At 69.0% G+C, this 24,844-nt stretch carries 23 protein-coding genes; 17 read left to right on the top strand and 6 right to left on the bottom strand.

Annotated elements, in window-relative coordinates:
• Positions 1-168: 168 nt before the first annotated feature.
• The gene (locus tag AB0I34_RS24625; RefSeq protein WP_360448876.1) at positions 169-1,212 is read right to left on the bottom strand and encodes an SLC13 family permease; all 1,044 of its coding nucleotides are present in this window, start codon (positions 1,210-1,212) and stop codon (positions 169-171) included.
• Positions 1,213-1,255: 43 nt separating this feature from the next.
• On the opposite strand from AB0I34_RS24625, the gene AB0I34_RS24620 reads away from it, so the two are divergent.
• The gene (locus AB0I34_RS24620; RefSeq protein ID WP_360448873.1) at positions 1,256-3,955 is read left to right on the top strand and encodes a GNAT family N-acetyltransferase; all 2,700 of its coding nucleotides are present in this window, start codon (positions 1,256-1,258) and stop codon (positions 3,953-3,955) included.
• Here the strand turns inward: AB0I34_RS24620 and AB0I34_RS24615 are convergent, their stop codons facing one another.
• On the bottom strand, positions 3,956-4,465 hold the full coding sequence (locus tag AB0I34_RS24615) for a DUF2087 domain-containing protein (RefSeq protein WP_360448871.1): 510 nt from the start codon (positions 4,463-4,465) through the stop codon (positions 3,956-3,958).
• A 73-nt stretch (positions 4,466-4,538) separates the two neighbouring features.
• Between AB0I34_RS24615 and AB0I34_RS24610 the strand changes: the two genes are divergently transcribed.
• The 5 genes from AB0I34_RS24610 (at position 4,539) to AB0I34_RS24590 (ending at position 9,851) form a co-directional block, all read left to right on the top strand.
• Positions 4,539-5,594, top strand: coding sequence for a P1 family peptidase (locus AB0I34_RS24610; protein WP_360448868.1), 1,056 nt, complete (start codon positions 4,539-4,541; stop codon positions 5,592-5,594).
• Between the two features lie 108 nt (positions 5,595-5,702).
• The gene (locus AB0I34_RS24605; protein ID WP_360448866.1) at positions 5,703-6,413 is read left to right on the top strand and encodes an ABC transporter ATP-binding protein; all 711 of its coding nucleotides are present in this window, start codon (positions 5,703-5,705) and stop codon (positions 6,411-6,413) included.
• Entirely contained in the window at positions 6,410-8,059 is a 1,650-nt protein-coding gene (locus AB0I34_RS24600) for an FtsX-like permease family protein (protein WP_360448863.1), read from the top strand. The genes AB0I34_RS24605 and AB0I34_RS24600 overlap by 4 nt, the downstream gene beginning before the upstream one ends.
• A 57-nt stretch (positions 8,060-8,116) precedes the next feature.
• On the top strand, positions 8,117-8,725 hold the full coding sequence (locus AB0I34_RS24595; protein WP_360448860.1) for a DUF5998 family protein: 609 nt from the start codon (positions 8,117-8,119) through the stop codon (positions 8,723-8,725).
• Between the two features lie 16 nt (positions 8,726-8,741).
• Complete coding sequence (locus AB0I34_RS24590) at positions 8,742-9,851, top strand: nucleotide pyrophosphatase/phosphodiesterase family protein (protein ID WP_360448858.1); 1,110 nt, start codon at positions 8,742-8,744, stop codon at positions 9,849-9,851.
• On the opposite strand, the gene AB0I34_RS24585 is transcribed toward AB0I34_RS24590, so the two are convergent.
• Positions 9,848-11,491, bottom strand: a complete 1,644-nt coding sequence (locus tag AB0I34_RS24585; RefSeq protein ID WP_360448856.1) for a S8 family serine peptidase — start codon at positions 11,489-11,491, stop codon at positions 9,848-9,850. The genes AB0I34_RS24590 and AB0I34_RS24585 overlap by 4 nt on opposite strands.
• A gap of 114 nt (positions 11,492-11,605) precedes the next feature.
• Between AB0I34_RS24585 and AB0I34_RS24580 the strand changes: the two genes are divergently transcribed.
• From AB0I34_RS24580 to AB0I34_RS24570, 3 genes are all read left to right on the top strand, one after another.
• Positions 11,606-12,259, top strand: a complete 654-nt coding sequence (locus tag AB0I34_RS24580; protein WP_360448853.1) for a thymidine kinase — start codon at positions 11,606-11,608, stop codon at positions 12,257-12,259.
• Positions 12,256-13,074, top strand: a complete 819-nt coding sequence (locus AB0I34_RS24575) for a sulfurtransferase (RefSeq protein WP_360448850.1) — start codon at positions 12,256-12,258, stop codon at positions 13,072-13,074. The genes AB0I34_RS24580 and AB0I34_RS24575 overlap by 4 nt, the downstream gene beginning before the upstream one ends.
• Before the next feature lie 472 nt (positions 13,075-13,546).
• Complete coding sequence (locus AB0I34_RS24570) at positions 13,547-14,608, top strand: DUF4185 domain-containing protein (RefSeq protein ID WP_360448847.1); 1,062 nt, start codon at positions 13,547-13,549, stop codon at positions 14,606-14,608.
• On the opposite strand, the gene AB0I34_RS24565 is transcribed toward AB0I34_RS24570, so the two are convergent.
• Complete coding sequence (locus AB0I34_RS24565) at positions 14,605-15,081, bottom strand: GNAT family N-acetyltransferase (protein WP_360448845.1); 477 nt, start codon at positions 15,079-15,081, stop codon at positions 14,605-14,607. The two genes, AB0I34_RS24570 and AB0I34_RS24565, sit on opposite strands and share 4 nt — an antisense overlap.
• 37 nt (positions 15,082-15,118) lie before the next feature.
• The gene (locus tag AB0I34_RS24560) at positions 15,119-15,499 is read right to left on the bottom strand and encodes a VOC family protein (protein ID WP_360448843.1); all 381 of its coding nucleotides are present in this window, start codon (positions 15,497-15,499) and stop codon (positions 15,119-15,121) included.
• Between the two features lie 63 nt (positions 15,500-15,562).
• Here AB0I34_RS24560 and AB0I34_RS24555 point away from each other — a divergent pair, with 63 nt between their 5' ends.
• The 8 genes from AB0I34_RS24555 to AB0I34_RS24520 all read left to right on the top strand — a co-directional run bounded on the left by AB0I34_RS24555 (position 15,563) and on the right by AB0I34_RS24520 (position 23,678).
• Entirely contained in the window at positions 15,563-16,339 is a 777-nt protein-coding gene (locus tag AB0I34_RS24555) for an alpha/beta hydrolase (protein WP_360448841.1), read from the top strand.
• Positions 16,340-16,469: 130 nt separating this feature from the next.
• A complete protein-coding gene (locus AB0I34_RS24550) occupies positions 16,470-17,852 on the top strand; it encodes an extracellular solute-binding protein (RefSeq protein WP_360448839.1) in 1,383 nt (460 codons plus the stop codon).
• Positions 17,853-17,856: 4 nt separating this feature from the next.
• The gene (locus AB0I34_RS24545; protein WP_360448836.1) at positions 17,857-18,783 is read left to right on the top strand and encodes a sugar ABC transporter permease; all 927 of its coding nucleotides are present in this window, start codon (positions 17,857-17,859) and stop codon (positions 18,781-18,783) included.
• Positions 18,780-19,661 (top strand): carbohydrate ABC transporter permease, encoded by an 882-nt coding sequence (locus AB0I34_RS24540; RefSeq protein WP_360448833.1) that lies wholly within the window; start codon positions 18,780-18,782, stop codon positions 19,659-19,661. Before AB0I34_RS24545 ends, AB0I34_RS24540 begins: the two co-directional genes overlap by 4 nt.
• Positions 19,658-20,533, top strand: coding sequence for an NAD(P)-dependent oxidoreductase (locus tag AB0I34_RS24535; RefSeq protein ID WP_360448830.1), 876 nt, complete (start codon positions 19,658-19,660; stop codon positions 20,531-20,533). Before AB0I34_RS24540 ends, AB0I34_RS24535 begins: the two co-directional genes overlap by 4 nt.
• Positions 20,534-21,787, top strand: coding sequence for an enolase C-terminal domain-like protein (locus AB0I34_RS24530; RefSeq protein WP_360448828.1), 1,254 nt, complete (start codon positions 20,534-20,536; stop codon positions 21,785-21,787).
• A 56-nt stretch (positions 21,788-21,843) separates the two neighbouring features.
• On the top strand, positions 21,844-23,124 hold the full coding sequence (locus AB0I34_RS24525; protein ID WP_360448825.1) for an ROK family transcriptional regulator: 1,281 nt from the start codon (positions 21,844-21,846) through the stop codon (positions 23,122-23,124).
• Positions 23,121-23,678, top strand: a complete 558-nt coding sequence (locus tag AB0I34_RS24520; RefSeq protein WP_360448822.1) for a GNAT family protein — start codon at positions 23,121-23,123, stop codon at positions 23,676-23,678. Before AB0I34_RS24525 ends, AB0I34_RS24520 begins: the two co-directional genes overlap by 4 nt.
• A gap of 74 nt (positions 23,679-23,752) precedes the next feature.
• Here the strand turns inward: AB0I34_RS24520 and AB0I34_RS24515 are convergent, their stop codons facing one another.
• Positions 23,753-24,841 carry a Gfo/Idh/MocA family oxidoreductase gene (locus AB0I34_RS24515; protein WP_360448819.1) on the bottom strand — a complete coding sequence of 363 codons (1,089 nt, stop codon included), beginning with the start codon at positions 24,839-24,841 and terminating at the stop codon, positions 23,753-23,755.
• Positions 24,842-24,844: the final 3 nt, after the last annotated feature.

Genomic DNA, 24,844 nt, shown 5'->3' with positions numbered 1-24,844 from the left:
CGTGGGTAGACCCACGAGGTCGTGGGTTGGCTACCCGCCTGCCGCTGGCCAACCCACGATCTGATGGGTCAGCCCACCACACTCGTGCGGTCTGATCGCGCCGTTTGGTGGGTCAGCCCACTAGACGGGGTCTGATCGCGGTGGGGGTCACGCCGAGGCCAAGGGGCGTCAGCCGAGCGCCAGCACTGCGCCCGTGACTACCAGTGGGGTGAGGATGAGGCCGCGCCACAGGAACGACCACCAGGTGATGTCGACGCGGGCGGCGTCGCAGCGGGCTCGCCACAGCAGAGTGGCCAGGGATCCCCAGAGGGTCAGCAGGCAGCCGCAGTTGACGCCGATGAGCAGCGCCATCATCCGGTGGGCGTCGCTCGACGCGACCGGCTCCATCGCCAGGTACGCCGGGAGGTTGTCGACCAGGTTCGCCCCGACGGCCGCGGTCGCGCTCAACCGGAGCTCGGACGTGGTCCCGGCGACCCGGTTCAGCAGGTCCTCCAGGCCGTGGTCGGTGAGGAATCCGACGACGGTGAACAACACCACCACGGTGATCACAAGCTTCGCCGGGATCAGCGACCACCTGAGCGTCGACCGCCGCCGTACCGCGAACAGCACGACGAGCACCACCGCTCCGGTACTCGCAGGCACCGCGACCTCGATCCCGGACACGAACGCCGGTCCGAGCAGCACGCACACTCCGGCCGCACCCCAGAACAGCACCTTGTCGTCCACCTGAGGAGTCGGCGGTACGACGTACGTCCGGCCGAGGTCCCGGTGGAACAGGACCGCGAGCACGGTGACCGTGATCACGATCGCCGCGATCGCCGGCCGCCAGCTCACCGAGAGGTACTCGACGTCGAGCTTGCGGAACTGATGGAGCGCGAGCAGGTTGGTCAGGTTCGACACCGGGAGTAACAACGAGGCGGTCCCGGCCAGCCAGACGGTGGTGAACGCGAACACCTTCGGCGGGACGTCCAGCTGCCGGGCCATCGCGAGCACGACCGGGGTCAGCAGGACCGCGCACGTGTCGAGGGACAGCACGATCGTCAGCCCGGTGGCGAGCACGACCACAAGCAGCCACAACCGCCAGACCTTGCCCCGGGCCAGGTGGGCCGCCTCCCGGGCGGCGACGTCGAACACCTTGGCTTCGTCGGCCAGCTCGGCGATCACGGTCACCGCGATCAGGAACACCAGCACAGGCGCGATTCGCGCGATCAAAATGCACGACCTCCCGCCGGGCTGGTTGAGTAGGCTGGGCCGGGTGACCCCGCCGGAGCAGGACCTCCACCACCCGGCCGGATACCCGGACGGCTACGAGGCGGACGTCGTACTCCGGGACGGCGCTACCGCGCATCTTCGGCCGATCACTCCGGGTGACGCCGACCTGCTGGTGGCGTTCTACGCGCGCGTCTCCGAACAATCGAAGTATTACCGCTTCTTCGCCCCGTACCCCCAGCTGTCGGACCGGGATGTGGCGCGATTCACGCAGGTCGACTACCACGACCGGCTGGCGCTGATCGTCACTGTCGGTAGCGAGATGATCGGCGTCGGGCGGTACGAGCGGACCGGTCGGCAGACCGCGGAGGTCGCGTTCCTGATCGAGGACGCCCACCAGGGCCGCGGCCTCGGGCAGTTGTTCCTCGAGCACCTGGCCCAGGCGGCCCGGGAGAACGGCATCCACCGGTTCGTCGCCGAGGTGCTGCCGGACAACCGGAAGATGATCACCGTCTTCGCCGAGGCCGGCTACAAGGTGGCCCGGGAGTTCGAGGACGGCGTGATCGTGGTCGAGTTCGACATCGCGCCGACCGACACCTCGTTCGGCGTGATGCAGGCCCGGGAACAGCGCTCGGAGGCCTTGTCGATCGCGCGGCTGCTGACGCCCAACGCGGTCGCGGTGATCGGAGCGAGCCGGCGCGAGGGCACGATCGGGAACGCGCTGCTGCGCAATCTGCGCGACGGCGGATTCCCCGGCCGCCTGTACGCCGTCAACACCGACACGAAGGCCACCGAGATCGAGGGCGTTCCGGCGTACCCGACGATCCGGGACGTGGACGACACGGTCGACCTCGCGGTGGTCGCCGTACGCGCCGAGTTGGTGGCGGACGTCGTCCTGGACTGTGCCGCGAAGGGTGTGCGCGGGCTGGTCGTGGTGTCGAGCGGGTTCGCCGAGATCGGTGCCGAAGGCCGGAAGCTTCAGCGGTACCTGGTCGGTCTGGCCCGGTCCTACGGGATGCGGGTGATCGGGCCGAACGCGCTCGGTCTGATCAACACCGCGCCCGGGGTGTCGCTGAACGCGACGTTGTCACCGTTGATGCCGAGCAAGGGCCGGGTCGCGTTCTTCTGCCAGTCGGGTGCGCTGGGCGTGCCGATCCTGGCCGACATGGTCGGCCGTGGCCTGGGGCTGTCGACCTTCGTCTCGGCCGGCAACCGGGCCGATGTGTCGGGCAACGACCTGATGCAGTTCTGGTACTCCGACGAGGCGACCGAGGTCGTGCTGCTGTACCTGGAGTCGCTGGGCAACCCGCGCAAGTTCAGCCGGGTCGCGCGCCGGCTCGCCCGCCGCAAGCCGGTGATCGCGCTGAAGTCCGGTCGCGCCACCCAAGGAGTGCCGCTGGGCCAGATGGTCCGGCGCAGTCAGTTGCCTGCCGCCACTATCGAATCACTGTTCCGGCAGAGCGGGCTGATCGGCGTCGACACCACCGGCGAGCTGTTCGACGTCGCCCAGCTGCTGGCCCACCAGCCGTTGCCGAAGGGCCGCCGGGTTGCGATCGTCAGCAATTCCGACGCCCTGACTCTGCTCGCGCTCGACACGATGGCGGGCTGTGGCCTGGACGTGGCGGGAGAGCCGTACAACCTCAGCGCGGACGCGACGGCCGAGGACTTCGGACTGGCGCTGTCGGAGGTGTTCGAGGACGAGCGGGTGGACTCGATCGTGGTGATCTACACCCCGCCGGTGCAGTCGAACGGCGCCGCGGTCGCCCAGGTTCTCGCGGCTGCCGCGGCCGGGTCGGACAAGCCCGTCGTCTCCACGTTCCTCGCCTCGCGCAGCGTGCCCGAGGAACTCCGCGTCCCGGACGACCACGGCGGTGCGGCCCGCGGTTCGATCCCGTCGTTCCTCAATCCGCAGTACGCCGTGGGTGCCCTGGCGAAGGCGACGCAGTACGGCGAATGGCGGCGGCGGTCGGACAGTCGGATCCCGGACCTGGCGGACGTTGACACTCCTGGGGCCGAGGACTTCGTCGCCGAGTTCCTGCAGCGGCATCCGAGTGGCGCCGACCTCGACGATGCGGACCGGCAGCGCCTGCTCAGTTTCTACGGGATCAACGTGCTGCCCGCGTTCCCGGTGCTGAGCGCGGACGAGGCCGTGGCGCGCGCGGCGGATCTCGGGTTCGAGGTGATCCTCAAAGCGACCGCGGAGCAGTGGCGGATGCGGCCGGATCTGGCCGACATCTGGCGGCACATCCACGACGAGGACGACATGCGCGCGGCCTGGGCGGAGATGACGCAGATGTTCGGGGTCGCCGCCGATCCGGCCCGGGCCCAGTTCGTCGTACAGAAGATGGCGCCGCCCGGCGTACCCGTGGTCATCTCCGCGCTCGAGGACGTGTCGTTCGGACCGGTCGTGACATTCGGCCTGTCCGGGGTCGCGACCGACCTGCTCGGCGACCGTTCGTACCGGATGCCGCCGCTGACGACACGGGACGCCGCGGAGATGGTCCGCGAGGTTCGCGCGGCGCCGCTGCTGTACGGCTACCGCGGCTCCGACCCGGTCGACATCGCCGCGATCGAGAGCCTCCTGCACCGGGTGTCCCGGCTGACCCTCGACCTGGAGGAGGTCGTGCGCCTGGACCTGCGGTCGGTCCTGGCCGCCGCCGAGGGCGCCACGGTCCTGGACACCACGATCCGCATCGCCCCGAACGAGAAGCCCCGCCAGGACGCCCCGGCCCGCCGCCTGACCTGATCAGGTCCGCGTGTAGATGCTGTCGGTGCGGCTGAGGAGGCGCGCGTCGACCAGTTCGCGTCGAAGCGCCGCGTGGTCCGGGTGCCAGCGGTTCAGGATCTCGTTGACCTCGGACTCCGGGTAGCTGCGGCCGGGTTCGAAGCTCGTCACCAGATGCTCCAGCACGATCCGGAACTTCTCCGGGAACGTCGGGAAGTGGGTCAGCCGGCCGTCGCGGATGAAGGACCTCAGTACGGCGTCCCGCTCCGGATCGGGATCGAGCGGCACCCACTCCGGACGGCTCTCGCGGACCGCGTCCTTGAACGCCGACTCGTCCGCCTGCAGACGATCACCGTCGGCTGTCACCAGACCACCCTTGAACAACCGCTGCAGGGCTTTGACGACGACAGGCTGGGCCAGTCCGGTGCTCCCGGCAACCTCATCCGCGGTGGTGGCGCCGAGGACGACGGCGGAGTACGTCCGCAGCCTCGACGGTTCGGCCAGGAGTCCACAGAGCTGGTCGGCGTTCATGCCTTCCACGCTAATGTCGGCCGCAACCCGATTTCGCCGCCGTGTCGACCGGCACCGTGACAGGATCTGGGTCATGCAGCCTGGTCCGCACAATGCGATCACCGATGTCCCTGGAGTTCTCGTCGGCCAGGTCGAACGGGTCGACCCGCCGTACCTCACCGGTACGACAGTCGTCCATGTGCCCGGTACGGCGGTCGCCGGTGTCGACGTCCGTGGTGGCGCACCCGGCACCCGCGAGACTGACCTGCTCGACCCGGTGAACTCGAACGCCGGGGTGAACGCGATCGTCCTGACCGGCGGCAGCGCCTACGGTCTCGACACGGCCGGCAGCGTGATGCGCTGGCTGGAGGAACGCGGCGAGGGAGTGCGGGTCGGGCTGGGCGACAACGAGGTGGTCCCGATCGTCCCGACCGCGGTGATCTTCGATCTCGGTCGCGGTGGCGAGTTCCGGGCCCGGCCCGAACCGTCCTGGGGTGCCGATGCGATCGCCGCCGCCACCGACGGACCGGTTGCCCTGGGCAACCATGGCGCCGGCGCGGGCGCACGAGCCAGGTCGTTGAAGGGCGGCGTCGGCTCGGCCAGCGTCCGGCTCGACGACGGCTCGACGGTCGGTGCACTGGTGATCGTGAACGCGGCCGGCTCGACGGTCGACGGCGACGGCAACCTGTATGGCGCTCGCTACGGCATCGGCGACGAGTTCACCCACCTGCGGACGCCGACCGAGGCACCACCGCCGGCCGCGCCCGGACGCAACCTGATCCCCGGTCCGCCGATGAACACGGTGATCGCTGTCGTGGCGACCGACGTACCGCTCGACAAGGCGGCGGCGAAGCGGATGGCGATGGTGGCACACGACGGACTGGCTCGGGCGCTCGATCCGATCCATACGCTGGTCGACGGCGACAGCATCTTCGCCCTGTCGACCCGCCTATCTGACGACGACCGGCCGCGGTTGAGCGTCACCGATCCAACCGCACTCGGGCAGCTGGAGACGGTCTTCGCGGCCGGGGCCCGCACGCTGTCTCGTGCGATCGTGCACGCGATGCTCAACGCCCAGACCGTCGAGACCTCGGCCGGCGCCATCCCCAGCTACCGCGACGCCTACCCGTCAGCCTTCCGGACCGAGTGACGTACGACCCCAGTACTACGCCGGGCTGACGAAGGACGCCTGAAGGCGACGGCAAGACCGGTCCGCGGGCCGACGAACTGCGCCGCCGTCCGCGACAGGCTCTCGGGTATGAGCTTCCAGAGTCCCCAACCCACGCAGCCGCAGATCGTCCTCAGCGGCCATGGCCTGGTCAAGTACTACGGAGAGGTCGTCGGACTGGCCGGCGTGGACGTCGCCGTACGGTCCGGCGAAGCCCTCGCCGTCATGGGCCCCAGCGGCAACGGCAAGACCACACTGCTGCACGTGCTGGCCGGCATCCTCACACCCGACCAGGGCGAGGTGTGGCTGGGCGGCGAACGGGTCGACCAGCTGAACGACGCCGCACGGACCGTGCTCCGCCGCCGTCGGCTCGGGTTCGTCTTCCAGGACAACCAGTTGCTGGCCGAGCTGCCCGCCGACGAGAACGTGGCGCTGCCCTTGATGGTGGACGGCATGAGCCGGCGCGACGCCGTCGGCCGAGCGCGGATGATGCTCGCCCAGGTCGGTCTGGCCGCGGAGGCAGGCCGCCGTCCGGGTGAACTCTCCGGCGGTCAGGCGCAGCGGGTCGCCATCGCGCGGGCGCTGGTCGGCGAGCCGCAGGCGGTGTTCGCCGACGAGCCCACCGGCGCGCTGGACGCGACGACCGGTGCGCAAGTCATCGACCTGCTGGTCGGCGCGGCCACCTATCGCGGTGCCGCGGTGGTCGTCGTCACGCACGACAACGCCGTCGCCGCCCGCTGCCACCGCGTCCTGCGGATCGTCGACGGCCGGGTGAGCGAGTCGCTGGGGGCGAACCGATGAACCCGATGACCGATCTCGGCCTGCGGTTCGTCCGCCGACCAGGTCCCGGCGGACGGGCAGCCAACCTCGCGGCGCTCGGCGCGACCGCCATCGTCGCGCTGCTGGTCACCTTCCTGATCGCCGGCTCGCTCGGCCTGGCCCACCGCTCCGACCGGATCGGCTGGCGGAGCGCGGACCACGCGGACCGGGCGACCGCGATCGGCGCCATCGACCAGACCGACCGCGAGCGGGTCGATGGCCACCCGATGATCCATCTCGACCTCGCCACGCTGCACCAGAACGAACTCCCGCCGCCTCCAGGCCTCGACCACACGCCCAAACCGGGCGAGGTCTTCGTCTCACCCGAGGTCGCCAAGCACTGGTCCAGCCTCAGCAAGCAGTACGGCGTCGCGCAGCCGACCGGAGTGATCAGCGACAAGGGGCTGTCCTCGCCGGAGGAGTTCATCGTCATCCGTGGCGTCGACTCGATCAGTCCGGACGAGCACCCGCAGTACGTGAGCAGCTGGAACGACGACGTGATGGACAGCCGGATGGTCGGACTACTGATCGCCGTGGCGTTCGGCATCGTTCTGGTGCTGTTCCCGATCCTCAGCCTGGTCGGCCAGGCGGCCGGCGTCGCAGCCAAGCGCCGAGAGCACCGGCTGGCCGCACTGCGCCTGGCCGGAGCCACCAGGACCCAGGTGCTCTGGCTGAGCGCTGTCGAGCAGGCTGTGCTCGGTCTGGCCGGTGCTGTCGTCGGTCTGCTCGGCTACACCGTGCTGACTCCGCTCATCGCGCGCATTCCGCTGGGCGGCGGGCGCTGGTTCGTGCACGACATCACCGCGAGCTGGTGGAACGTGCTGATCGTGCTGGCCGCCGTACCTGTCCTGTCGGTCATCAGCGCGCTGATCGGTCTCGGCCGGGTCAGCATCACGCCGCTGGGCGTCGTACGGGGTCAGACGCGTAAGGCGACCAGTACGCTGCGGCTGGGGCTGCTGGCCATCGGTCCGATCATCCTGGCTGCCTACGGCATGCGGGCGGCCGTCGTACCGCTGCTGATCGGGATCGGGTTCGCCGCGCTCGCCGTACGAGTGATGGGGCCGTGGGCGGTGCAGTTGATCGGCAAGACGTTGGCGAACCTCGCCAACGGCCCGGTGGCGCTACTGGCCGGCCGACGGCTCGTGGACGACCCGAAGGGAGCGTTCCGCCCGGTGGCTGCGCTCGTGCTGAGCGGCTTCGTCACCGGCTTCATCTCAGTGTTCATGCCGTCCGGGGACGACGACCCGTCCTTTCAGGACATGCGGATCGGCGTGGCGCTCCTGCTGGCGCTGGTGTTCCTGACTGTGGCCGCCTCGACGGCGGCTGGTGCGGTCGGTACGGCGCTCGACCAAGCGACCCCGGCACGCGCGCTGCGCCGGTCCGGAGTGCCGCTGCGAGTCATCGAGCGGTCATCGCGGTTGGCAGCCCTCATACCGGTGATCGGAGTCGGGCTGCCGGTGGTCGGCTTCGGTGCACTGTGCGGACTGGCGCTCAGCGGCGGCAAGGTCATCACCGAGGGCAGCTCAGGCCTCTTCCTGCTGATCGGGCAGGTCGTGGTCGGGCTCGTCCTGGTAGCGGTCGCCGGAACCGCCGGGGCACCGGTCCTGCGGAAGGCAAGTGCGAACTGATCGCGGTTGTCCACAAGGGGCGATCGGGCCGCGGCGTGTCCGTGCAAGGATGAGGGCATGCGTGACCTGAATGTTCCGGAGCTCGCGGATGTCTCGGCGGACCTGCGCGAGGCGATCGACCGCTGTGGCTACTACCCGGACGTGGTGACGGACTCGCTCGCGGTGGCGATCGCGGGCGAGCCGATCCGTGCGTTCGTGCTGCAGCACGAACCGACGTTCGATCGGGACGAGGTCCGGCGGCACATCACGATCCTGGCGCTGACCCCGTCCCGGCTGATCGTCGGGCACACCGACGAGCATGCCGCCGACGAGCTGATCCGGGCGCCGTACGCGTCGACGTCGACCGAGGCCATCCCGCTGCCGCGGGTGAACGCGGTGGTCGTGAACCGGGTGGTTCCCAATCCGGCCGGCTACGCCTCGGGCAAGGGCGACCCGGCCTCTGGCGGCGGCGAGGTGGTGCTGACCATCGGGTGGGGCATGGTGAACCGGATCGACCTCGAGCCGGCCGTCTGCGCCGACCCGAACTGCGAGGCCGACCACGGCTATACCGGCTCCGTTGCCGCCGACGACATCTCGCTGCGGATCAGTGCCGCCGCGGACGGCCCGGCGGGCATTCAGCAAGTGCTCGACTTCGCCCAAGCGCTGTCGTTCGCCACCAGTCGGTAGCGCCGTGATCGCGCCCGTGACCCCGCAATACGGCGGTGGTTCGCTTGCCGACGTACTGCCCTCGGTGGCGGGTGCGCTGTCGGTCCCCAACGAGCACAACCTCCTCGGCCTGCCGCCTGCCTCGCGGTACGCCGTACTGCTGCTCGACGGACTGGGGTGGAATCTGCTGCGACGGAACGCGGACGCGGCGCCGTACCTGTCGTCGTTGCTGCCGACCGGGCGCAGTCTGACGGCTGGTGTGCCGTCGACGACTGCGGTGAGCCTGACCAGCCTCGGGACCGGGCTGCCACCGGGTGCACACGGGATCGTCGGCTATACGTCGATCGTGCCCGAGTCCGGTGCCTTGCTGAACGCGCTCTCGTGGGATGCGCCGGTGGACCCGCGGCGGTGGCAGCCGCACGGGACGGTCTTCGACCGGATCGCGGCCGCCGGAGTTGCCACGCGCAACGTGAGCAAGGCGCGCTTCGACACGTCCGGGCTGACGGCGGCAGCGTTCCGGGGGAGTGCGCACCGGGGCGCGGACACCGTCGAGGACCGGCTGGACGCGACCCGGTTCGCCAGCCGGGAAGGCAGCTCGTCACTGGTCTATGTGTACGACTCGCAGCTGGACTACACGGGTCACAACCAGGGCTCGGAGTCGTGGCAGTGGCGCAAGGAGCTGGGAGCCGCGGACCTGTTCGCCCAGCGGGTCCGGTCCGCCTTGCCGCGGGACGCCGTTCTCGTCGTCGTCGCCGATCACGGCATGATGGACGTCGCGCCAGAGGACCGCGTCGACCTGGATGCCGAGCCCGCGCTCACCGACGGCCTGCGCCTGATCGGTGGCGAGTCGCGCTTCCGTCATCTCTACTGCTTCGACGGCGCCGAGGCCGACGTACTGGCGGCGTACCGGGAGCGGCTGGGGGACGACGCGATCGTGCTCAGCCGTGCGGAGGCGGTCGCGCGTGGGTGGTTCGGCAGCGTGGAAGACCGCGTGTCACCGCGCCTGGGTGACGTGATCGTCGCCGCCCTGGGTCAGATCTCGCTGGTCGCGAGCCGGCGCTATCCGCACGAGGCCGGGCTGATCGGCCTGCACGGCTCGCTGACCGAGGACGAGATGGCGATCCCGCTGCTCGTCGACGCCGGCTAGAAGCTCCAGACGTCCCAGAAGAAGCTGGTCTGCGCGGTCTTCGCCTCGCCGTCGCGGGCGACCACAGTCACCTTGTAGCGCCCGGCTCCGGGCGTCAGGACGCCGGTGATCCAGCCGCGCTCGGGGTCGATGCTCAGGCCCGGCGGCAGACCGTGGGCGGTGTAGCTGATGTCGCCGGTGCCGCCCGTACCCTTCATCAGCAGTGGAACGGCCGGCACACCGCCGAACCCGATCTGCTCCGACGGTTCGGTGATCGCGATCGCGCCCTGCGGCTGCGCGGCGGCCTCCCCGACGGCCTCGGCCGCGTCGACCATGCCCTCGCCGTAGTAGGAGTTGTTCGCCTGGGTGCCGATGCACTCACCGGACGAGCCCGCCGGGCAGGCCAGGTCGTTCGCCTGCTCGGCCAGCTTCCCTCGCACCTGCGCGGCCGTGAGCTTGGGATCGACACTGCGCAGCAGTGCGGCGACACCGGCGACGTGTGGCGATGCCATCGACGTACCACTGATCTGCTGGTAGCCGCCGCCCGGGATGGTGGAGTACACGTTCTCGCCGGGGGCGGCGAGGTTGATCTTGTTCTCACCGAAGTTGGAGAACCGGGACTTGGTGCCGGTGGCGTCGACGGAGGCTACCGTCACCATGTTCGGCAGCTCGCCCGGAAGGTTCAGGCAGTCGGTCGTCACCTGGCGCGGGGCCGGCTCGGAGTCGTTCGGGCTCGCGTCGTCACCGGACTTGTCGGCCAGGTTGTAGTCCTCGTTGCCGGCCGCGCTGACGTTCACCACGCCTTTGGTGTCCGAGTACGCGACAGCCCGTCGTACGCCCTCGGCGATCGCGTCCTGGTCCGGGTCGTTCGGGCACAGGAACAGCCAGGGGTCGGTGTAGTAGCTGTTGTTCGTCACCGAAACGCCCTTGTCGGCGGCGAACATGAACGCGCAGACGGTGGCCTCGGGGAAGAACAGTTGACTGCCGGCCTCGGCGACCCGGATCGACGACACCTTCACACCCGGCGCGACGCCGATCATGCCGATGCCGTTCTTCGCGGCGGCGATCGTGCCGGCGACGTGGGTGCCGTGTTCTCCGACCGGGCGCCAGGCACCGGGCCGGGTGTCGACCTTGCCGTAGGCGCAGGAAGCAGACTTGGTGGCGTCGAAGTTCGCCTTGAGGTCCGGGTGCTGGTCGTCCACACCGGTGTCGAGCACGCCGACCGTGACGGTCTTCGCGCCGAGGGTCTTGGTCCAGGCGCGGTCCGCGCCGATCTGCATCATGTCGGCGCGGTCGGTCTCCGGCGCGTTGGTCGGTACCTCGGTCACGGCCGGCGGGATCGCCGGGTTGTTGACATCGCCCGGCAGGTCCGAGGTGCGGGTCGCCCCGGCTTTCTGTACGCCGCTGACGCTGCGCATCTTGCCGATGAACTCCGGGGAGGTCGAGTGCGCCACGATCACGCCGATGGCGTCGTACGTCGCATAGACCGTGCCGCCGTTCGAGGTGATCGCGCCGGTGACCTTGGCGGTCTGCCGCGGCTCGGTGATCACGAAGTACGCGCGCAGCCCTGCCTCGGCCCGCATCGGCGTCGCGGCGGCCGGCAATCCGGCGGTGACGGCCGTCAGACACGCCGTGAGGAAGAGGATCAGAGCTTTGCGCACGATCCATTCAAACCGGCCGGAGGCACAGAACCCAAGCCGAGGCCCGGAATTGTTCCCCGAACCGACACACCCCGGCGTGCGAGCCGGACCGTTGACTTGGCAGGATGAGCGCCCGTGGCTGAGCTGACCTACTTCACGGGGACCATGGACTGCGGAAAGTCCACGCTGGCGCTACAGATGGATCACAACCACAAGGCGCGCGGACGGATCGGCCGGATCTTCACCAGCCACGACCGGGCCGGCGAGTCGGTGCTCTCGTCCCGGCTCGGGCTGTCGGCCGACGCGATCGAGGTGCGGCCCGAGTTCGACTTCTGGGACTACGTCGTCAGCGAACTGACGCACGGCGGCCGGATCGACTACGCCGTGTGCGACGAGGCGCAGTTCTACAGCTCGCTGCAGATCGAGCAGCTGGCCCGGCTGGTCGACGAACTGCAGATCGACGTGTTCTGCTTCGGCATCCTGACCGACTTCCGGGCGTCGCTGTTCCCCGGATCGGCGCGGTTGGTCGAGCTCGCCGACCGGCTGGAGGTGCTGCAGGTCGAGGCGCTGTGCTGGTGCGGTGAACGCGCCACCCACAACGCCCGTACGATCGGTGGGGAGATGGTGACGGAAGGCGAGCAGCTGGTGGTGGGCGACATCGTGTCCCACGACCACGAGGTCTCGTACGAAGTGCTCTGCCGCCGGCACCACCGGCGCCGGCTCACCCAGGCGCGCGCCCGCGCCACCCTGTCACCCGAAGTCCTGCCGTTCGGAGGAGCCGCGTCATGAGTCCCTTGATCACCGTCGACGAGTTGCGCGCCCTGGCTGAGCGGCCCGTGCTGATCGACTCCACGTGGAATCTCGCCGGCCCGCCCGGCAAGGAGGCGTACGACGCCGGCCACCTCCCCGGCGCGTACTTCGTCGACCTGGACACCGAGCTGGCCGGCCCACCCGGTCCCGGGCGCCACCCGTTGCCCGCAGCAACGACCGTGACGGCGACCTTCCGGCGTACCGGGATCTCCGCGGACACTCCCGTCGTGGTGTACGACGCGTCGAACTCGACGGCTGCCGCGCGGGCCTGGTGGATCTTCCGGTACTTCGGTGTCCGCGACGTCCGTGTGCTTGACGGGGGACTGGCTGCCTGGCAGGCGGCTGGGGGAGAGGTCACGACCGACGTCCCTGCCGACAGTGTCAGCACCTTCACCGCCACGCCCGGCCACATCCCGATGCTCGACGCCGACGGCGCCGCCGCGGTCGCCGCCTCGGGTGTGCTCCTGGACGCCCGTGCTCCCGAACGCTTCGCGGGTGAGGTGGAGCCGATGGACCCGGTCGCCGGGCACATCCCCGGCGCGGTCAACGCCCCCACCACCGCCAACGTCGACTCCACCGGTCACTTCCTCCCGACCGCTGACCTCCAGGCCCGCTTCACCGACCTCGGCGTCGGCAACACCTCCGAGGTGGCCGTCTACTGCGGCTCCGGCGTCACCGCGGCCCACGAAGCACTGGCCCTCGGGGTAGCCGGCATCCCTTCCACGGTGTACATCGGCTCCTGGTCCGAATGGATCACCGATCCCACCCGCCCCACAGCCAAGGGCAACGACTGATCTCAGGCCCCGGCAGAGTGTTCTGACCCACGGGAACTGCCGGTGTCGCCGTCATGGTGGCGGCGCCACACGGGGGTTGCGATGCCCTCCAGTACTGACATCACCGTGCGCTCGGCGACCTCGCGCGTGCTGGGCTGGTGGGAGCGGTGATCGCCCACTCGGGTAGGACGTCCTCGGCGTTCCTGCTCCTGTTCGCCCTGGACCGCCGTCCTCGGTCTCGCCGGTACGGCCCTGAGCCACCGGACCAACCATCCGTCACGCGACCGGGAGCCGCGGACAGGACGTGGAGCCGCGGACAAGTCGTGGGGACCTCGGACACGTCGTGACTTGTTCGAGGTCCCCGGATGGTGTCCGAGCCGCGGTGTGGCGGACGTGGATCGGCGAGCGAACCCTTGACTTCGTGGGGCGCGTTCGGGACAGTGAGGCAGAAATCGATTTCCCACACCGCCCCGAATTGCCCTGGGAGTAGTCGATGCGGCTCAAGCGATCCACTTTCCTGCGTGCGGCCCTCGGCGCCGGCGCCCTCGCCACAGTCCCTGGTACGGCGGCTTTCGCAAGCAGTCAGGCGGTGACCACGAACAAGGTGGCCGACCTGAGCGGGCCCGGGCTGACGGACCGGTTCCGGATGGCGGCGACGGACCTCGGGATCCCGGCGCGTACGCCGGACGGGCGGTTGCTGTTCATGTTCGGAGACACGTTCGAGCAGCCGATGGTCGGTGGCGGGTGGTGGCGATCGCCGGTCGCCCTCTGGTCCACGACGACGAACCTGCCCGGGGGAGTGCAGTGGTCCGGCGCAGTCGGCGGAGCAGCAGCCCAGCAGCTGTGGGATTACCCGCACGACAACCCGACGTTCTCGACCGTGCTCCCGTCGGACGTGATCACGATCGGCGGGTCCATGTACCTGCACGCGATGGTGAACAAGGGCCTAGGCAACGTGGTGTGGACCGAGATCTGGCGCAGCGACGACTCCGGTGCGAGCTGGTACCACACCGGCGCGAAGTTCGACCCGAACATCGACGGCGGGCTCTTCCAGTGCCTGACGTGGGGTGAGGGCAACGACGGCTATGTGTACGTGTACTCGACCGGCTTCCAGCGGAACAAGCCGATCATCCTCAAGCGGGTCCGAAGCGACCAGATCGCGAACCCGGCGGCGTACGAGCCGTGGGGCTTCCGCGACGGCGTATGGGCCTGGGGCAGCCCGGCCACGCCGATCCTGACCGGCAGCTTCGGCGAGCTCTGCCTGCGTCCGCTGGGCGGCAAGTGGGTGCTGACCTGGTTCAACGCCGGCGACTACCGGATCGACGGCATCATCATGGACACCCCGACCTCGAACCTGTTCACGGCGTACCGCCAGACCCTGATCTACGGCGGCGCCTGGGGCCAGGAGGACGACAACCACGTCGCTCAGTTGTACGGCGGCTACGTCATCCCGGGCTCCACTCTCAGCGACCTGCACCTCTCGGTCAGCCAGTGGAAGACCGACGCCGGCTGGCCCTACCGAGTCATGCAGTTCCGCGTCCGAGGCTTTGGCTAGACGTCAAGCACCATCGTGTCCGAGGTGCCGTTGACTGCGACCTTCCGGAACCCGAGCGACCGGTAGAGGCTGGCCGCCGGGTTGCCCGGATCAACACTCAAGGCCAGCCGCTGGTACGACGCTTTGCCGGCCAGGGCGATGAGCTCCGTGAGCAATGCGCGGGCGATACCCTGGCGGCGAAAGGCCGGCGCGACACCGAGAGTGAGTTCGGGGATGTCGTCGGCGATGTAGCCGTACCCGGGACGATCCGCCGTCAACTGGCGCGCCCAGGTCGCGCCGGCCAGGGCGCCGTCGACCTCGGCCACGACGCCGAAGTCGGTGGCCCGCGGCCAGCCGGCGACGTACTGCCAGGCACTGTCCTCGGCCCGGAGCTTGTCCAGCGTGAACCAGGGCTCCCCGTCCCAGTTGTATGCCTCCAGCAACATCTCGGTCAGGAACGTGAAGTCGTCGGCCGTCGCCGGTCGGAGGATCATGCCGCCATCCTCGCCGACCGGCGAACCGGCCGCGACGCTATTTCGGCCCGGCCACCCCGACGAGGTTGCCCTCCGGATCGGTGAACTGCCCGACCACGAGCTTCCCCGGTACGCCGTCAGGCCCGAACACCCGGCGGCCACCCAGTTCCTCGGCCCGGTCGAGCGCCGCCCCGACATCGTCCACACCGACGTAGAACAGCGACTTCGGCTGGAGACCAGGCCCGCCTCCGATCCCGCCGTTCAGCCCGGGCGCGCCCGTCGTACTGCCGTCCACGAAGCCGTAGTTGCCAGGCTCGGAAACCTGCCCGGACACGGTGTCGCCGACCTCGTACTCCCAGCCGAACAACTCGCCGTAGTACTCCCGGAGCCGGACCGGATCGGTCCCGATGATCTCGAAGTGCACGACCGCATCAGTCATGGGTCCTCCTCGTCGAATCTGTATCACTGGGAACGTCGGAAGCCCGCTGCTACGTTCGACATTATGGAGATCGACGCGGGGGGAATCCGGATCTACTACGAGACACAGGGGACCGGTGAGCCGGTGATCCTGATCCACGGTGGTGCGACGACCGGGGAGAGCTGGAAGGCTCAGGCGCCGGCGCTTGCTGAGCGGTATCAGCTGTTCATCCCCGACCGCCGCGGGCACGGCCGGAGCCCGGATGTCGAGGGACCGGCGACAATGGACGGCTACGCCGAGGACATGATCGCGTTCATGGCGGCGCTCGGACTCGAGTCGGCGTACGTGATCGGCTGGAGCGACGGCGGCAAGGTCGCCGTACGCATGGCGTTGAGCCGTCCGGAGCTGGTCCGGAAACTGGTCATGATCGGCACCGAGCTCACCAGGGCCGGCGGAACGCCCGCCAACGACCGCCTGATGACGACACCCGAGGGCCTCGAGTCACTCGCGTCGTTCGCCCGCGAGGACTACGAGCGGGTGTCGCCCGACGGGCCCGAACACTTCGACGTCGTCTTCGCCAAGTGGACCGAGATGTGGAGCTCGATCCCCGACATCCAGCCCGCCGGCGTCCAGCACCTGCCGATGCCGGTCCTGCTCATGCAAGGCGACGACGACTGCGTACGGATCGAGCACAACGTCGCCGTCGCGAGGGCGATCCCGGACGCGCAACTCGCCGTCATTCCGGGTGCCTCCCACGCTCTGCCGCTGGAGAAGCCCGCCCTGGTGAACGGCCTCCTGCTCGACTTCCCCGGCGACACGCCGTCGCCGAAGTACATGCCGATGGGCGATCTGGGCGGCTGATCGAAACCGTTGCAGGAATCGGTAGCTTGCAGGCATTGAATTAGTAACACGCTTGGTTTAACTTACTCGGGACCTGGCCGGTGTGCGGCTCAGAGCACATCGGCGGCATGCGGAAACCCGAGGAGTTCCGATGACGAGAGTGAGCAGGTGGAGCGCCGGCCTGGGCGTGGCGGGGCTGGTGCTCGCGGTGGCGGGCTGCGCCGACGGTACGACGCCGTCCTCCGGCCCGGCGGCCGGTGCGATCGACGAGAACGCGCCGGTCACCATCACGATCGGGGACCGTCCGACCCCCGACAAGCCGAACGACATCAAGGCGTTCGAGAAGAAGATCAAGGACTTCACCACCGCCCACCCGAACATCACGGTGAAGTCGACCGAGACGAAGTGGGACGCGCAGACCTTCCAGGCGCAGGTCGCGGGCGGCTCGCTGCCGACGGTGATGAACATCAGCTTCACCGAGCCGGCCAACATGATCCCGAACAAGCAGCTCCCGGACATCACCGACGAGCTCAAACTGGTCGACCTGACCAAGGACCTGAACCCGAACGTGCTGAAGATCGTCCAGGACGACAAGGGCCGGATCTACGGTGTCCCGATCGACGTCTTCTCGGTCGGTCTGGCCTACAACCGGGCGCTGTTCACGCAGGCCGGCCTGGACCCGGACAAGCCGCCGACGTCCTGGGACGAGGTCCGCCAGTACGCCAAGCAGATCACCGAGAAGACCGGCAAGGCCGGCTACGCCCAGCTGACCAAGGACAACACCGGCGGCTGGATGCTGACCACGATGACCTACAGCATGGGCGGCACGGTCGAGAGCCAGGACGGCAAGAAGTCCACCTTCAACGACGCGCCGACCAAGAAGGCGCTGCAGTTGCTGAAGGACATGCGCTGGACCGACAACTCGATGGGCAGCAACTTCCTCTACAACCAGGAGGAGATCCGGCAGGACTTCGCGGCCGGGAAGATCGGCATGGTCCTGCAGGCGCCGGACGCCTATGACATGGCGGTGAAGAACTTCGGCATGAAGCCGGCCGACTACGGTCACGCCGCCCTCCCGCAGGATGGCGGCCCGCACGGCACACTGACCGGCGGCTCGCTGAAGATGATCAACCCGAAGGCGTCCAAGAACGAGATCGTCGCGGCGCTGAAGTGGATCAAGTTCGACCAGTTCGACAAGTACACGACCGAGTCGGTCGCGGTCGCGGACGCCAAGACCACGATCGCCGACAAGGGTTTCGTCGGCCGCCCGGGGATCTCGCCGCTGAGCCAGGAGACCTACGACCAGTTCAACAAGTGGCGTGAGCCGTACGTGAACGTCCCGGTGAACCAGTTCCAGGGCTACATCGACTCGACCAAGTCGCTGAAGCTGCTGCCGGAGCCGTCCAACAAGGGCCAGGAGGTCTACGCCCTGCTCGACCCGGTGGTCCAGCAGGTGCTGACGAAGAAGGACGCGGACATCGACAAACTGCTGACTGACGCCGCTTCGAAGATCGACGCGCGCCTGGCCCGGTAGTCACATGCTCCGTCAACGTACGCCGAAGTCCGACCGGAGCAGTGCCAGGTCGTTGGCCACCTGGTACCGCTCCGGCGGACTGAGCAGCGTCATCTTCGCCGTGCCCCTGGTGCTGACGTTCCTGTACTTCTCCTGGGGCCCGATCGTCCGCGGCCTGGTGCTGAGCTTCCAGAAGAACAACCTGGTCACCGCGCCGGAGTGGGTCGGGATGGCCAACTTCAGCTATGTGCTGACCGACCCGCAGCTCCCGCAGGCGGCGCTCAACACGCTGTACTTCTGCCTGCTGGCGCTGATCTTCGGCTTCCCGGTCCCGTTGTTCCTGGCCGTCTTCATCAGCGAACTGCGCAAGACCGGCTGGCTCTACAACGTGATCTCCTACCTGCCGGCGGTGGTTCCGCCGGTGGCGGCGATCCTGTTGTGGAAGTTCTTCTACGACCCCAGCGGCGCGGGCGTCTTCAACTCCATCCTCGGCTGGTTCGGTCTCGGGCCGTTCGCCTGGCTGAACTCGCAGAGCCTGGCGATGCCGGCGATCGTGCTCGAGGCCACCTGGGCCGGGGCCGGCGCCACGTCGATCATCTATCTGGCCGCACTGACCGGCGTACGGACCGAACTGTACGAGGCGGCCGAGCTGGACGGGGCCGGGATCTGGAAGCGGGTCTGGCACGTCACGCTGCCGCAGATCCGCGGAATCATCCTGATCATGATGCTGCTGCAGCTGATCGGGACGTTCCAGGTGTTCACCGAGCCGTTCCTGTTCACCGGCGGTGGCCCGAACAACGCGACCACCACGATCCTGCTGCTCATCTACCGGTACGCCTTCATCAACGGCGACTTCGGTGCCGCGACCGCGCTCAGCGTGCTGCTGGCCGGGGTGCTGTGCGTGCTGTCGGTCGTCTACCACCTCCTGACCCGTCGCTGGAGTACCACATGAGCCACGAACGCGGCATCATCTCGACCGCGGACCGGAAGCGGTCGGTGGTCCAGTACGGCCTTCCCACGATCCAGGTGCTGCTGTTCATCGGCGTCGTGATCGCCGGGATCGGCCCGCTGCTGTGGCTGCTCAAGTCCGGCCTGTCCACCAGCCAGGACATCCTGCGCGGCCCGATGCAGCTGTGGCCGTCCGGGATCCAGTGGCAGAACATCCCGAACGCCTGGAACCGGGTCCAGATCGGCTCGTACCTGGGCAACACCGCGATCATCGCGATCGGCTCGATGATCTCCACCCTCTTCGTCTGTACGACGGGTGCCTTCGTGCTCAGCGTGCTCCGGCCGAAGTGGGGACCGGTCATCACCGGTGCGGTGCTGGCCACGCTGTTCCTGCCCGGCGTCATCTCGCTGGTCCCGCTGTACATGACGATCCTCAAGATGCCCCTGCTCGGGGTGAACCTGCAGAACACCTTCTGGGCGGTCTGGCTGCCGCAGGCGGCCGGGGCCTTCAACATCCTGGTGATGAAGCGGTACTTCGACGCGATCCCGCGCGAGCTGATCGAGGCGGCCCGGATCGACGGGGCGAGCAACCTGCGGCTGTTCACCTCGCTGGTGCTGCCGTTGTCGAAACCGATCGTCGGGGTGGTCGCCCTGCTGACCGTGATCGGCTCCTGGAAGGATTACCTGTGGCCGCTGCTCGTGCTGCCGGATCCGCGCCTGCAACCGATCTCGGTGGCGCTGCCCCGGGTGGCCGAGACCACGGAGATCTCACTGCAGATGAGCGCGCTCTTCCTGGCGGTGCTGATCCCGGTGGTGCTGTTCTTGGTGTTCCAGAAGCAGTTCCTGAGAGGTGTGGGGATGTCGGGAGGGATCAAGGAGTGAATGCACTCAATGGCCGGCGGGTGGCGGTCACGGGGGCCACCGGCCGCATCGGGTTGGTCACGGTCGAGCACCTGACGGCGCTCGGCGCGGTGGTGACCACCTTGTCGAACGGCGAACATCCGGAGCTGAAGGCCGATCGGGTCCTGGTAGGTGACACCCGTTCCGAGACCGATGTGGCCCAGGCGCTGGAGGACGCAGAGCTGGTCGTGCACCTCGCGGCGCTGGCTCACCCGTCGGCAGGTACGCCGTACGACGTGTACAGCGTCAACGTGGTGTCGACGTTCAACGTGCTCGCCCAGGCGGGGGCCCGGGGCATCAAGCGGGCGGTGGTCGCAAGCAGCATCAACGCGACCGGGCTGCCGTTCAACCCGCACGACATCAAGCCGGCGTACTTCCCGTGGGACGAGAAGATGGCGACCGACGTCGCCGATCCCTACTCGCTGTCGAAGCAGAACGACGAGAACACCGCGCGGATGGCGTGGCGGCGGTGGGGGATCGACGTGGTCGCGTTCCGGTTCCCGCATGTGAACTCGGGCGAACTGCTGCAGCGGCAGGCCGATCGGGCCCGCGAGGACCCGGCCGGCGGATTCCGGGAGGCCTGGAGCTACCTGGACACCCGCGACGCGGCGTACTCGATCGAGCTGGGGCTGACGGCTCCACTGTCCGGTGCGCACACGTTCTTCGTCGCCGCCGGCACCACGAACGCGCCGTACGAGACCGAAGCCCTGCTGGACGCCTTCGCGTCGGATGTGCCGCGGCTGCGGCGGTTCATCGGGCGTGAGGTGCCGATCGACCTGACTGCTGCGCGGACCGTGCTCGGCTTCCAGGCCCAGCACGAACTCGACCTACCGACACTTGCATTGGAGCTCTGAATGCCCTCGACCTTCGACCAGCCCTGGCCCGTACGCGACGACGTCCGGATCAGCGCGGTCCAGGCGATCGTCACCGCACCGCAAGGCATCCCGCTGGTGGTGGTCAAGATCGACACCACCGAGCCCGGCCTGTACGGCCTCGGCTGCGCGACGTTCACCCAGCGGTGGAAGGCGGTGCAGACGTTCGTCGACGAGCACCTGGCCCGGCTGCTGGTCGGCCGTTACCCGGGTGACATCGGCGACCTGACCCGGCTGGCCGGGTTCAGTGGCTACTGGCGCGGCGGTCCGGTGACGAACAACGCGATCTCCGGCATCGACCAGGCCCTGTGGGACATCGCCGGCAAGCGCGCCGGGATGCCGGTCTACGAACTGCTCGGCGGCAAGGTGCGGGCGGCAGCCGACACCTATATCCACGCCAGTGGCCACACCATCGACGAGACGCTCGAGCACGCGCACAAGCTGGTCGCTCAGGGCTGGCGGCACATCCGGCTGCAGATGTCGACGCCGGGTGGCGGCGGGTACGGCGCTCCGCGGGTGCCGACGCTGTACCCGGACGCGCCGTACCACAACGGCTGGTCGGCGCGGGACTACCTGCGCGCGACTCCGGAGCTGTTCGCCGAGGCGAGGCAGGCGCTGCCGGACAACATCGAACTGCTGCACGACGTCCACTCCCGGCTGACGCCCAAGGAGGCCGTGCTGCTGGCGAGGTCGCTCGAGCCGTACGGTCTGTTCTTCCTCGAGGACGTGCTGCCGCCCGAGCACTGGGATCGGCTGCCGGAGGTCCGCGCCGCCTCTCCGGTGCCGCTGGCGGTCGGTGAGCTGACGACGTCGATGGGTGACGCGGTCCGGCTGGTCCGCGACCTGGGCGTGGACTTCATCCGCTCGCACGTCTCCGACATCGGCGGACTGACCCCGGCCCGGAAGCTTGCTGACCTGGCCGAGCTGTGTGGTGTCCGTACGGCGTGGCACGGCCCGGGCGACACCTCGCCGATCGGCGCCGCCGCGAACGTCGCCCTCGACGTCAGCTCTGTTGCCTTCGGCATCCAAGAGGGTCACCTGTACAACGAGGCGACGCACGAGGTGTTCCCCGGCACGCTGCGGATCGAGGACGGCTGGCTGCGGCCGAACGAGGCGCCCGGCTGGGGGATCGACATCGATCTGGAGGCGGCGGCACGTTATCCCGCGCAACTGTCCGGACACGACGAGTGGGCGGCCGGCGTACGGCGCCCCGACGGTGCGCTGGAAGCACCGTGACAGCTGCTCACGCGCAGTACGATCGCGGCTAATCGGGACAGACGGGGAGGTGGGCGATGAGCACGGACGACCAATCAGGCCAGAAAGCGGTGCTGACGGAGTTGCGGCGCGCCGGCGCGAACCAGTACGACCTGGGCTCCTTCAACGAGGCCGTGATCATCGAGACGATCCGGCTGGCCGGCACCATCAGCCGGACCGAGATCTCCCGCCGGACCGGCCTGACCCAGCAGTCGGTGTCGCGGATCCTGCGCATCCTGCTGCACCAGGGACTGCTGGTGGAGGAGGCGCAGGAGCGCGCCGAACGGCTCGGCAAGCCGCGGACGCCGGTCCGGATGCGCTCGAACGCGGCCCACGCGGTCGGCATCCACATCGATCCTGAGCTGCTCACGGTCGCGGTGGTCGACCTCGACGGCACGATCGTGCGGCGCGAGACTGTCGACCTCGCCGACGATCTCGACGCCGGCCGGCTGGTCGATCTGACCGCGGCGACCGTGACCGCGGCGCTGAGCATCAGCCAGGTCGACCTCGACTCGATGCTCGGCGTGGGCGTCGCCGTACCCGGGCCGATCGACGCGGACGGCTCCCTGCTCGCGCTGCCGCTGCAGCCGGCCTGGCGCGGGCTGAAGATCCGCCAGTTGCTGCAGGAGAAGCTCAACCACCCGGTCCTGGTCGAGAAGGACGGTACGGCGGCCGCCATCGGTGAACGCTGGATCGGCCGCTCGGCCAGGGCCCGCGACTTCGCCTACCTCTATCTCGGTACCGGCGTCGGCAGCGGCCTGATCCTGAACGGCTCGATCTATCGCGGCGGTACGGCGAACGCTGGGGAGTTCGGCCAGATCGCGGCGCTGCGGATGGGGGAGTGGGACGCGGAGAACGGGCCGCGGATGGTGCCCGAGTGCAACCCGACCGCCTCACTGCCGGTGATCGCGGCGGAGTACGGGTACGTCGAGACCGACCCGAGCGCGACCGACGAGGCCAAGCGGTACAAGGCGGTGTGCAAGGCGGCGGCCGACGGTGACGAGGCGGCACGGAAGGCAGTCACCCAGGTCGCGCGGGTGGTCGGTCAGGGCGCGGTCGGGCTGGTCGACCTGCTCGACATCGACCTGATCGTGCTCGGCGGGCCGGCGTTCGGCAAGGAGATCTCGGAGATCTTCCTGGCCGAGATCGGCCGCGCGGTGAACGCGCATCCGGTCGCGCGGGAGACCCGTCCCGTCGAGGTGGAGGAGTCGATGCTGCAGACCGACGCGGCCGCGGTCGGCGCCGCGTCGACGATCTTCCACGACGCGTTCACCCCTCGGGTCAGCGGATCCAGTCAGGCACGTAGGCTGCCGAAGTGATTTCACCCCGCCAACTCACCCCGGAAGTCGAACTCCGGATCGCCTCCCTGGACGACGCTCCCGCCCTCGCCGACGCCTACACCCGCAGCTGGGACCACCTCAGCCCCTGGGAGCCCAAGCGTCCGGCCAACTGGCTCACCCCTGCAGGTCAGCTGGAACGGCTCACGATGACGCTCGAGCGCTACAAGAACGGCGTGGTCGTGCCGTGGCTGCTGTTCGAGGACGACCGAGTTGTCGGAAGTTTCACCTTGCAGGATGTGGTGCCCGGCCCGTTCCGCAGCGCGAGCATCGGATATTGGCTCGCCCTCGAGGCGGTCGGTCGTGGGCTCGCCACGCGGGCAGTCAACCTGGTCGCGGAGATCGCCGACACCGAGCTGAAGATGCACCGGATCGCGGCCAGCACGATGACGCGCAATGTCGCGTCCCAACGGGTCCTCGAGCGCACCGGCTTCGTCCAGATCGGCGTCGCCCCGACGTACCTGCACATCAATGGCGCCTGGCAGGACTCCAACCTCTACCAGCGCATCCTCAACGACCGCGAACCCGGCGCGTGATCACTGGCAGGTTGTGTCACCGCTGACGCGTTGATTTCGCGCCGGCGGTGAAACAACCCGCTATCGACGGCCGGTCAGTTGGGTGGGAGGCGGATGCCTCGGGAGACCTCGACGTCGTCGTAGCGGCCTTCGAGGACGTCGAGGAACTTGACCGGCCGTTGCAGGGTCGACGCGATGTAGACCGCACGGACCGTGGCGAGTGCCTCGATCCCGTCCCGGACACTGAGCCCGGGCTGTCCGCCCTCCGCGATCGCCGTCAGGATGTCCTCGTACTGCGCCTCGTGACCGCCGGGCGGACCGGCGTCCACGGGCGCCTCGTCCTTGACGCCGTCGACGTTCAGGCGCCGCAGCAGGTCGTCCTCCACCTCGGCACCGCCCTCGGTGCCGTGCACCGACACCCGTGTGCGGCCACCGGGGAAGGCCGCGGTCGTCGCGTGCAGGGTACCGACGGCACCGGACTCGAAGGTCAGCGTCGCGACCAAGGTGTCCTCGACCTCGATCGCGTGGTGCGTCGACCGCACCGCCTGCGCCTGGATCTGCACCGGCCGGCCCATGAACCACAGCATCAGGTCGACCGTGTGCACACCCTGGTTCATCAGCGCGCCGCCACCGTCCTGGGCCCACGTCCCACGCCAGTCCGCTGAGGCGTAGTACTCGTCGCTGCGCCACCAGGCAACCGTCGCGACGCACGACGTGAGCTGACCGAACCGGCCGGAGTCGATCGCCTCCTTGACCACCAGGCTGCCCGCATCGAAGCGGTGCTGGCTGATCACGGACACGACCACACCCTGGCTCGCCGCCCGGGCGGCCGCCGCGCCGAAGCGGCGGGCCCGGGCCGGGTCGACGTCGAGCGGCTTCTCGACCACGACATGCTTCTTGTCGTTCAGCGCCTGCTCGGCCAGGTCGGCGTGCGTACCGCTCGGTGTGCAGATCGCGACCAGCGAGACCTCCGATCCGCTGAGCGCCGCGGGCAGGTCGTCGTACACCTTGGGCTCCGGCTGGCCCGCCTCCTTCAGCCGGGCCGCCAGCGCCTCACGGGCACCCTCGTCGACGTCGACGAGGGCGGTCACGGTCGCGTCGGGCCGTGCCGCGATGGTGTCCGCGTGGGTGCGGCCGATGATGCCGCAGCCCACGATCGCGACCTGATGTTGTGCGTCAGCCATCTC

The sequence above is a fragment of the Kribbella sp. NPDC050281 genome (assembly GCF_040655855.1).
GTDB lineage: Bacteria > Actinomycetota > Actinomycetes > Propionibacteriales > Kribbellaceae > Kribbella.
Note: the sequence above shows the minus strand (reverse complement) of the source record. Positions and strands in the feature narration are given on the sequence as shown.